The sequence below is a fragment of the Ornithinicoccus halotolerans genome (assembly GCF_009602535.1).
Classification (GTDB): domain Bacteria; phylum Actinomycetota; class Actinomycetes; order Actinomycetales; family Dermatophilaceae; genus Ornithinicoccus; species Ornithinicoccus halotolerans.
This window is the reverse complement of sequence record NZ_WIQI01000101.1, coordinates 1-9,205: the sequence shown is the minus strand read 5'-3', so window position 1 is coordinate 9,205 and position 9,205 is coordinate 1. Positions and strand designations below refer to the sequence as shown.

9 protein-coding genes and 1 pseudogene are annotated in these 9,205 nt (G+C 75.6%); 8 read left to right on the top strand and 2 right to left on the bottom strand.

The window, feature by feature from the left end:
* Positions 1 to 100, bottom strand: a pseudogene (locus tag GFJ45_RS17105) (hypothetical protein); the annotation flags it as partial.
* Between the two features lie 76 nt (positions 101 to 176).
* On the opposite strand from GFJ45_RS17105, the gene GFJ45_RS13465 reads away from it, so the two are divergent.
* The 3 genes from GFJ45_RS13465 to GFJ45_RS13455 all read left to right on the top strand — a co-directional run bounded on the left by GFJ45_RS13465 (position 177) and on the right by GFJ45_RS13455 (position 2,970).
* Entirely contained in the window at positions 177 to 620 is a 444-nt protein-coding gene (locus GFJ45_RS13465) for a response regulator transcription factor (RefSeq protein WP_153398064.1), read from the top strand.
* 116 nt (positions 621 to 736) lie between these two features.
* Complete coding sequence (locus GFJ45_RS13460; protein WP_153398062.1) at positions 737 to 1,846, top strand: class I SAM-dependent methyltransferase; 1,110 nt, start codon at positions 737 to 739, stop codon at positions 1,844 to 1,846.
* Positions 1,847 to 1,917: 71 nt separating this feature from the next.
* Complete coding sequence (locus GFJ45_RS13455; RefSeq protein ID WP_407670401.1) at positions 1,918 to 2,970, top strand: DNA polymerase IV; 1,053 nt, start codon at positions 1,918 to 1,920, stop codon at positions 2,968 to 2,970.
* A gap of 21 nt (positions 2,971 to 2,991) precedes the next feature.
* Here GFJ45_RS13455 and GFJ45_RS13450 read toward each other — a convergent pair whose 3' ends face one another.
* Entirely contained in the window at positions 2,992 to 4,497 is a 1,506-nt protein-coding gene (locus GFJ45_RS13450; protein ID WP_153398058.1) for a mannitol dehydrogenase family protein, read from the bottom strand.
* Between the two features lie 162 nt (positions 4,498 to 4,659).
* On the opposite strand from GFJ45_RS13450, the gene GFJ45_RS13445 reads away from it, so the two are divergent.
* The 5 genes from GFJ45_RS13445 to GFJ45_RS13425 all read left to right on the top strand — a co-directional run.
* Positions 4,660 to 6,783 carry a RecQ family ATP-dependent DNA helicase gene (locus tag GFJ45_RS13445; protein ID WP_228387029.1) on the top strand — a complete coding sequence of 708 codons (2,124 nt, stop codon included), beginning with the start codon at positions 4,660 to 4,662 and terminating at the stop codon, positions 6,781 to 6,783.
* 30 nt (positions 6,784 to 6,813) lie between these two features.
* Complete coding sequence (locus GFJ45_RS13440) at positions 6,814 to 7,638, top strand: helix-turn-helix domain-containing protein (RefSeq protein ID WP_153398056.1); 825 nt, start codon at positions 6,814 to 6,816, stop codon at positions 7,636 to 7,638.
* Positions 7,635 to 8,093: a VOC family protein gene (locus GFJ45_RS13435; protein ID WP_153398054.1), complete on the top strand. Its 459-nt coding sequence runs from the start codon at positions 7,635 to 7,637 to the stop codon at positions 8,091 to 8,093. The genes GFJ45_RS13440 and GFJ45_RS13435 overlap by 4 nt, the downstream gene beginning before the upstream one ends.
* 11 nt (positions 8,094 to 8,104) lie before the next feature.
* Positions 8,105 to 8,563, top strand: coding sequence for a pyridoxamine 5'-phosphate oxidase family protein (locus GFJ45_RS13430; RefSeq protein WP_153398052.1), 459 nt, complete (start codon positions 8,105 to 8,107; stop codon positions 8,561 to 8,563).
* Between the two features lie 133 nt (positions 8,564 to 8,696).
* Positions 8,697 to 9,205 (top strand): NERD domain-containing protein (locus GFJ45_RS13425; protein WP_228387027.1); only part of this gene is annotated, 509 nt, incomplete at its 3' end.

Sequence of the window (9,205 nt, the reverse complement as noted above, 5' to 3'; positions counted from 1 at the left end):
TCATCTCGGCCACGTTGCCCTCGTGCAGCGCGACGCCACCCATGATCTGGACGTCGAAGTGCCGCTTGCCGAGGGTGTGACGGGCGGCCACCCGGGCCGCCGAGGAGCTGTCGGTCATCGGGCAGCAGCACCGCAGCCCCGGCTGGGGCGCGGAGGCACGGCGGTGCGAGGGCGCCGTGCTGGTCGCCGCGGGCCGGTACGCCGAGGCGGTGCCGGTGCTCCGGGAGGCGCGTGCCTGCTGGCAGCAGATGGCGGCGCCGTACGAGGTCGCCCGCATCCGCCTCGACCTGGCGCAGTCGCTGGACGCGCTCGGTGACCACGAGACCGCGGCCCGGGAACGCGACCTGGCCGCCGAGCTGCTCGAGCAGGTCGGGGCCCGGCGTGACCTCGCCAGGCTGAACGCCGGCCGGCGCGGCCGGGGCGCCCCGGGCAGCCTCTCCGCGCGGGAGCTGGAGGTCGTCGCGGCGGTCGCCGCCGGCGGCACGAACCGCGAGGCCGCCGAGCAGCTGCACATCAGCGAGCGCACGGTCGCGCGCCACCTCGCGAACGTCTACCTCAAGACTGGCGTCAGCTCCCGGACCGGTGCCGTGTCCTGGGCGCGGGACCGGGGGCTGCTCTGACCGGAGCCCGCCCGCGCTGCATACCGGCCCGGAGTTGCATGATCTGACCGATGTCGCGGCGGCGCGTCGTTCCTAGCGTCGGTGGGGTCCACCAGAACCCGCCACGGGAGGCAACCATGAGCACGACGACCGACCACGACACCGCCACCCGCACCGGCCCGGCGAGCCAGCCGGACCCGGCCCGGGTGCAGGAGTTCGCCGGGAGGCTGTTCGGGGTGCTGAGCAGCGGCTCCACCGCGCTGATGGTCAGCATCGGCCACCGGACCGGCCTCTTCGACGCCCTCGCCGGACTGCCGCCCTCGACCAGCAGCAGCATCGCCGCGGAGGCGGGTCTGCACGAGCGCTACGTGCGGGAGTGGCTGGGGGCGATGACCGTCGCCGGCATCGTGACCCACGACGGCGCCACCGGCACCTACCAGCTCCCGGGCGAGCACGCGGCGGTGCTGACCCGCGCGGCCGGGCCGGACAACTTGGCCTCGCTGCTGCAGATGGTGCCGCTGCTCGCACAGGTCGAGGACGAGGTGGTCCGCTGCTTCGCCGAGGGGGGCGGCGTGCCGTACTCCTCCTACGCGCGGTTCCACGAGCTGATGGCCGAGCAGAGCGCGCAGACCAACGACGCCGCGCTGGTGGACAAGGTCGTGCCGCTGGTGCCGGGCCTGCGGGAGCGGCTGCAGCGCGGGACCCGGGTCGCCGACATCGGGTGCGGGCAGGGCCACGCGCTGAACCTGCTGGCCCGGGCCTTCCCGGACAGCGAGTTCGTCGGCTTCGACTTCTCCGCCGAGGCTCTCGACGTGGCGCGCGCCGAGGCCCGGACGTGGGGGCTGACCAACGTGGAGTTCGAGCTGCGTGACGTGGCCGACCTGGACGGTGCCGGCAGCTTCGGTGCCGTCACCGCCTTCGACGCCATCCACGACCAGGCCCGTCCCGCGACCGTGCTGCAGCAGGTCGCCGCCCACCTGGAGCCCGACGGCGTCTTCCTGATGGTCGACATGCGGGCCTCCAGCGACCTCGACAACAACCGCGACATCCCCTGGGCGCCGTTCCTCTACACCGTCTCGACGATGCACTGCATGACGGTCTCGCTGGCCCTCGACGGGGCCGGCCTGGGGACGGTGTGGGGCACCGAGCTGGCGCAGCGGATGCTGGCCGAGGCCGGGTTCGGCGACGTCGAGGTGAAGTCGCTGGAGGAGGACTTCATCAACGACTACTACGTGGCGCGCCGCTGAGCCAGGCACCGGGGCTGCGGCCGCTCCCCGCCAGCGCCTCGGGGTAGCGGCCGCCGCGCGCCGGTGGGGCGATGATGGCCCCCATGGCGGGCTGGGTGCTGCACGTCGACATGGACCAGTTCCTCGCGGCGGTCGAGGTGCTGCGCCGGCCCGAGCTCGCCGGACGGCCGGTCGTCGTCGGCGGCCGCGGCGACCCCACCGAGCGCGCGGTCGTCTCCACCGCTTCGTACGAGGCACGGCAGTTCGGCATCCGCTCCGGCATGCCGCTGAAGACCGCGCTGCGCCGGTGCCCGGACGCGGTGTTCCTGCCGGTGGACTTCCCCGTCTACGAGGCGGCCTCGGCGCAGGTCATGGCGACGCTGCGCTCGTTCCCGCGGGCCGTCGTGCAGCCGCTGGGCTGGGACGAGGCGTTCGTCGGGATCGACACCGACGACCCGGAGGCGACCGCGCGTGCCGTGCAGGCCGCCGTGCTGGGGGCGACCGGGCTGCACTGCTCGGTCGGCGTCGGCGACACCACGGTGCGGGCCAAGACCGCGACCGGGTTCGGCAAGCCCCGCGGGGTCTACCGGCTGACCCGGGAGAACTGGATGGCGGTGATGGGCGAGCGGGCGACGACGGAGCTCTGGGGGGTGGGCAACCGGATCGCGCAGCGGCTGGCCGGGATCGGGCTGCGCACCGTGCGCGAGCTCGCCGAGTCGTCGGTGGAGCCGCTGGCCGCGGAGTTCGGCCCGAGCACCGGCCCTGCCCTGGCCCGGCTGGGTCGCGGTGAGGGCAGCACCACGGTCGACGACACGCCGTGGGTCGCGCGGGCGCACGGCCACGAGACGACCTACCAGCAGGACCTCACCACGGCCGAGGAGATCGCCGGCGCGATCGGGGCGCTGGCCGACCGGGTGGTCGAGGACCTCCGTGCCGAGGGGCGTGCGTGCGTGCGCGTGCACCTGAAGGTGCGGTTCGCGCCGTTCTTCACGGTCACCCGCGTGCGCCGGCTGCCCGAGCCGACGTTCGACGCGGCCGTCATCGCGGGAACCGCGCTGGACCTGCTCGATGCGCTGGCGGACGACGGGCCGGTCCGGCTGCTCGGTGTCCGGGCCGAGATGGTGCTCCCCGACGGCGGCTACTGACCACGGCCCGGGCGCGAGCCGCTACCGCTGCAGCGCCTCGCGGGTAGCGGTCTCCGCCCCGTGCCGCTCGATGGTCGCCAGCAGCGTGGCGGTGCGCTCGCGCACGGCGGTGAGCTCGGCGAGCTCGGCGGGGAAGATGCCGGTCTCGTCCAGCACCCGGTCGACCACCTCGGCCGGGCCCGCGGCGGTGGCGCCGATCCGGCGCAGCTCCTCGGCGCGCGGGTCCACCAGCTGGGCGAGCAGGCCGTGGTCGTCGCGGATCCGGCCGGTCAGGCAGGCCAGCCACGCGGCGAGGGTGAGGCACAGCAGGTGCGGGGTGCGCCCTGCACGGACGTGGTGGACGGCCGGTCCCACGACGCGCTGCGGCAGCTTCTGCGAGCCGTCCGCGCCCACCTGGGTGGTGCGGTGCCCGAGGGCGTGGTTGGAGAACCGCGCCAGCAGCTGGGCCATGTAGTCCTCGGCGTCGACGTCGTGCGGCACCCGCACCGTGGGCAGGTACTCCTCGCGCATCACCCGCCGGGCCGCCTCGGCGACCAGCTCCTGGCTCACCGAGGCGGGGATGATCGGGGCGCCGGTGAGGCAGCCCAGGTAGGCGATGAGGGAGTGGGTGCCGTTGAGCAGCCGGAGCTTGAGCAGCTCGTAGCCGGCGACGTCGTCGGTCAGGATGGCGCCGGCGGCGTCCCAGGCGGGCCGCCCGGCGGCGAAGGTGTCCTCGATCGCCCACATCGAGAACGGCTCGGCCGGCACCGTCACCGGGTCGGCCACGCCCAGGACCTCCGCGGTGGCCCGCCGGTGGGCGTCGGTCGTGGCCGGCACGATCCGGTCCACCATCGAGCACGGGAAGGCCACCTCGGCGCCGAGCCAGTCGAGGAACTCCGCCGGTGCCGGGTCCGGCCCCTCGGCCGCGCAGGTGCGCACCAGCCCCGCCAGCTGGTGGCCGTTGTCGCTGAGGTTGTCGCAGGAGAGCACGCTCACCGGCCCGGCGCCGTCGCGCCAGCGCCGTAGCAGCCCCGCGGTCACCTGGCCGACCGCGGTCGTGGGCGCCGCCCGGTCGGCGAGGTCGTGCTGGACCGCCGGGTCGGCCAGGTTGAGCCCGCCGGTGCGGGCCGACAGCGAGTAGCCGTGCTCGGTGACCGTCAGCGTCACCACCCTGGTGCCCGGCGCGGCGATCGCGGTGACCACGGCCGCGGGGTCCTCGGCGGCGACGTCGACGGCGGTGTGCACCCCGGGCACCCAGGCGGAGCGGTCGTCCTGGTCGACCTGCAGCACGGAGTAGAGCAGGTCCTGGGTCCGCATCCCGTCCACGACGGTGCGGGACCGGTTGCCGAAGGCGTGGATGCCCCACGGCCCGGGCTCGTGCGCGAGCGCCCGCGCCGTGTAGACCGCCTGGTGGGCGCGGTGGAAGTTGCCCAGGCCCAGGTGCACGATCCCGGCCGGGCCGTCCGGCCGGGGACCGACCAGGCCGGCGGGGACGGTGTCCCGGGAGAGCCGGGCAGGGTCAGCGGGGGAAGCATGCTCCGGGGCCATGCCGCCACCTTTCCACAGCGGTCCGGAACCCGTCATGCCCGCCACCGCGGACCGCAGCTGGCCGCCGCGCTGCTGCCGGCGGAGAGCACCGGGAGCGGCCCACCGGCACCGGCTGTGGACGGCCGGTGCCGGATGTCGGCGCGGGCGCGTAGCGTGGCGGCAATGACGCAGGCGCAGACGCAGCAGGAGACCACCAGGGAGCAGGCGCTCGCGGCGCTGCGCCGGCTCGTGGGCTCGACCGACGCCGGGTTCCGCGACGGTCAGCTGGAGGCGGTCGAGGCCCTCGTCGAACGGCGGGAGCGGGTGCTGGTGGTCCAGCGCACCGGCTGGGGCAAGTCGGCCGTCTACTTCGTGGCGACCGCGCTGCGCCGCGCCGAGGGCGCCGGGCCCACGGTCATCGTCTCTCCGCTGCTGGCGCTGATGCGCGACCAGATCGAGGCCGCTCGCCGCGCTGGCATCAACGCGGTCACCATCAACTCGGCCAACGCCGAGGAGTGGGGCCAGGTGCGCGCGGCGATGGCGGCCAACGAGGTCGACGTGCTGCTGGTGAGCCCGGAGCGGCTCAACAACCCCCGGTTCCGCGAGGAGCAGCTTCCCGAGCTGGCCGCCGGCTGCGGGCTGCTGGTGGTCGACGAGGCGCACTGCATCAGCGACTGGGGGCACGACTTCCGGCCCGACTACCGCCGGATCCGCACCCTGCTGGGCGAGCTGCCGGAGGGCACCCCCGTGCTGGCGACGACGGCGACCGCCAACGAGCGGGTGGTCACCGACGTCGTCGAGCAGCTGGGGGCCGGGCGCGACCGCGAGGTCAGCACCATCCGCGGTCCGCTGGCGCGCGCGTCGCTGCGGCTGGGCGTGCTGACCGAGAAGACCCCCGAGCGGCGGGTCGCCTGGCTGGTGGCGCACCTGGGCGACCTGCCCGGCAGCGGCATCGTCTACACGCTGACCGTCTCGGCCGCCGAGGACCTGGCCGAGACGCTGCGTCAGGCCGGTCACCAGGTGCGCGCCTACACCGGGCGCACCGACCCGGCCGACCGGCTGCAGCTGGAGGCGGCGCTGCGGGACAACGAGGTCAAGGCGCTGGTGGCGACCAGCGCACTGGGCATGGGCTTCGACAAGCCGGACCTGGGCTTCGTGGTGCACCTGGGCGCGCCGAGCTCGCCGGTGGCCTACTACCAGCAGGTGGGGCGCGCCGGGCGTGCCACCGAGCGGGCCGACGTGCTGCTGCTGCCCGGCGTGGAGGACCGCGACATCTGGGCCTACTTCGCCTCCGCGGCCATGCCCCGGCAGGAGCAGGCCGACGCCGTGCTGACGGCGCTGGCCGAGGCGGGGCGGCCGCTGTCCACGGTGGCGCTGGAGACCATCGTCGACGTGCGGCGCACCCGGCTGGAGCTGCTGCTCAAGGTGCTGGACGTCGAGGGCGCCGTGAGCCGGGTCAGTGGCGGCTGGGTCGCCACCGGGCAGCCGTGGACCTACGACGCCGAGCGCTACGCGCGGGTCGCCCAGGCCCGCACCGACGAGCAGCAGCTGATGCTGGACTACCAGCGTGGGGAGCGCTGCCGGATGGCGTTCCTGCAGGAGTGCCTGGACGACGCGACGGCGGAGCCGTGCGGGCGCTGCGACGTGTGCGCCGGACCGTGGTACCCCACCGACGTGCCCCGCGAGGCGGTCGACGTCGCCCTCGGCCAGATCAGCCGGGCGGGCGTGCCGCTGGAGCCGCGGGCGCAGTGGCCCAGCGGGATGGAGCGGCTCGGGGTGCCGGTCAAGGGCCGCATCCCCGCCGAGGAGGCGATGTCGGTGGGCCGCACGCTCGCCCGGCTCTCCGACCTCGGCTGGGGCCAGCGGCTCCGGGAGGTGCTGCGGGAGGACGGCGAGGCGCCGGAGCCGCTGGTGCAGGCGGTCGTGCAGGTGCTGGCCGACTGGGACTGGCAGCGCCGCCCCACCGGTGTGGTCGCGATGCCGTCGCGGGACCGGCCGCAGCTGGTCGCCTCGGTCGCGGCCCGGATCAGCGAGCTGGGCCGGCTGCCGCTGCTGGGCACCCTGGAGCCGGTGGACGGCGGCCCCGCGGGGGAGTCCGGTGGCAACAGCGCGTTCCGGCTGGCCGACGTCTGGGGGCGGTTCGCCGTCGGGCCCGAGCTCGCCACCGCCCTGGCCGGGCACCGCGGGCCGGTGCTGCTGGTGGACGACCTGGTCGACTCCCGGTGGAGCCTGACGGTCGCGGCCCGCGAGCTGCGCGACGCCGGCGCCGAGGACGTGCTGCCGTTGGCGCTGGCCGCCCAGGGCTGAGCCGCTGCACCACGACCGGGAGGAGCGCGCGTGGAGCTGTACCAGCACCCCGTCCCGGTCTCGCTGCGCCGCTACGTCGGGCAGGCCTGGGGCTACCGGGCGCCGGCCAACCCCACAGGCCGGCACCGCGGCCTGCCCTCCCGGTACCTGACCCTGGTCGTGGAGCTGGCGGCGCCGCTGCGGGTGACCGCCCGGGACACCGCCGTCGCCGCCCACGGGGTCGCCGGCGGCCTGCACACCAACGCCGTCGACATCGACGCCTCGACCCCGCAGGAGGGCCTCCAGTACGCGCTGACCCCGGCCGGGTCACTGGCGCTGCTGGGGGTGCCGGCCGGCGAGCTGACCGGGCTGGTCCTGGACCTGGCCGACGTGCTCGGCCGGGACGGGGACCGGCTGGTGGACCGGCTGCGCGCGACTGGCGCCTGGGGACGGCGGTTCCGGCTGCTCGACGGCGCCCTGCTGCAGCGGCTGGGTGCGGCCGATGCCGCCAGGACCGAGCCGGAGGTGCTGGAGGCGTGGCGGCTGCTGCTGGCCCGCGACGGGCAGGTGCGGGTCTCCGCGCTGGCCGACCACGTCGGGTGGAGCCGGCGGCACCTGACCGCCCGGTTCACCGTCGCCATCGGGCTGCCGCCCAAGCAGGCGGCCCGGGTGGCGCGGTTCGAGGCCGCCCGGACGGGCCTGCTGGCGGGGCTGTCACCGGCGACGGTCGCGGCCCGCTGCGGCTACGCCGACCAACCGCACCTGGCGCGGGAGTGGCACGCGCTGGCCGGCTGCAGCGTCGGCACCTGGCTGCGTGAGGAGCTCCCATACCTTCAAGACGGGACCGCCCCGGTGGTGCCAGCATCGAGGGCATGACCGAGACGCCCAGCCCCAGCAGCAGCCCAGCACCGGACGACAGCACCCGCGACCTCCCCGGACCGCCGGCCCCCACGGTGTGGCCCACCGTCGGCTTCACCGACGTCGACGCCGGCGTGGCATTCTGCACCGAGACGCTGGGATTCACGGTCACCGCGCTCTACCGGGGCGACGACGGCACCGTGGCGCACGCCGAGGCCCGGTGGCCCGACGGCGGTGGGGTGATGTTCGGCACCCGCGGCAAGGAGGGGGACTGGGGCACCCTCGGCCCGCAGGGCCTCTACGTCGTGGCCGCCGAGCCGGCGACCGTCGACGCGGCCTACGCACGGGTGCAGCAGGCCGAGGGCGTCGAGGTCGTGACCGCGCTGGAGGACACCGACTACGGTTCCCACCAGTTCGCCTGCCGCGACCGTGACGACAACCTGTGGTGCCTGGGGACCTACCGCGGCGCCTGAGGAGGAGCGCCATGCCGCCGGACCCGCCCCGCTCGGGTGCTCAGCGCAGGGCCGACGCGCTCGCCCAGCTCACCGCGCCGCACCAGGACGTCTGGGTGGCCACCGCGAGTCCGGACGCGGACGCGCCGCACCTGGTGCCGCTCTCGCTGGCCTGGGTGGACGAGCAGGTGGTCATCGCCCTGGAGGCGACGTCGGTCACCGCCCGGAACATCGCGGCGACCGGGCGGGCCAGGCTGGCCGTCGGCCCCACCCGGGACGTCGTGGTCATCGACGCCCACCTCGCGCAGTCGCTCCCGGCTGCCGACGCCGGTGAGGTCGGTCAGGCCTACGTGCGCCAGGCGGAGTGGGACCCACGGCAGAGCGACGGCTACCTGTTCCTGGTGCTGGCCCCGCGGCGGATCCAGGCCTGGCGGGAGGCCAACGAGATCGTCGGCCGGACGATCATGCGGGACGGGGCCTGGCTCGGCTGACGCCCGCCGGTCGACCGCCGTGGCAACTTGCGGCCGTCCCCTGGTGTGCTGCCGCCGCGGCGTCTAGCGTGTTCTCTCGTTGGGGACAGTCCTCTGCGGGTGGTCCCGGGGGAGCGAGAGCAGGGAGGTGCCAGTGGGGGCAGGGGACGGGGCACACGAGCAGGCCCGGCGGCACGCCGCGCGCGCGGAGGAGCTGCGCCGGCAGCTGCAGCGGACGGAGGCCGCCGAGCGCAGCTGGACCGCGGGGGCCGAGGGGGAGCGCGCGGCCGCGGCACTGCTCGCGAGGCTGCCGGAGGGACACGTGGTGCTGCACGACGTGCCGTGGCCCGGCCGGGCCAGGGCCAACCTGGACCACGTGGTCGTCGGGCCGCGGTCGGTCGTGGTGATCGACACCAAGAACTGGACCGGCACGGTGACGGTCCGCGGCGGGACGCTGTGGCAGAACGGTCGCCGCCGCACCCACTCCGTCGCCGGCCTGGTCCGGGCGGTAGCGGCCGTGGCCGCGGTGCTCGAGCCGGCTCACCGCGCCTCGCTGCGCGGCGTCCTGTGCCTGGTGGGCAGCGGGGCCGAGCAGCACCCGTCGATCTTCACCGACGGCTACCCGCGCTACTTCGACGTCGCGACGCTGTGGGACGGCCAGTG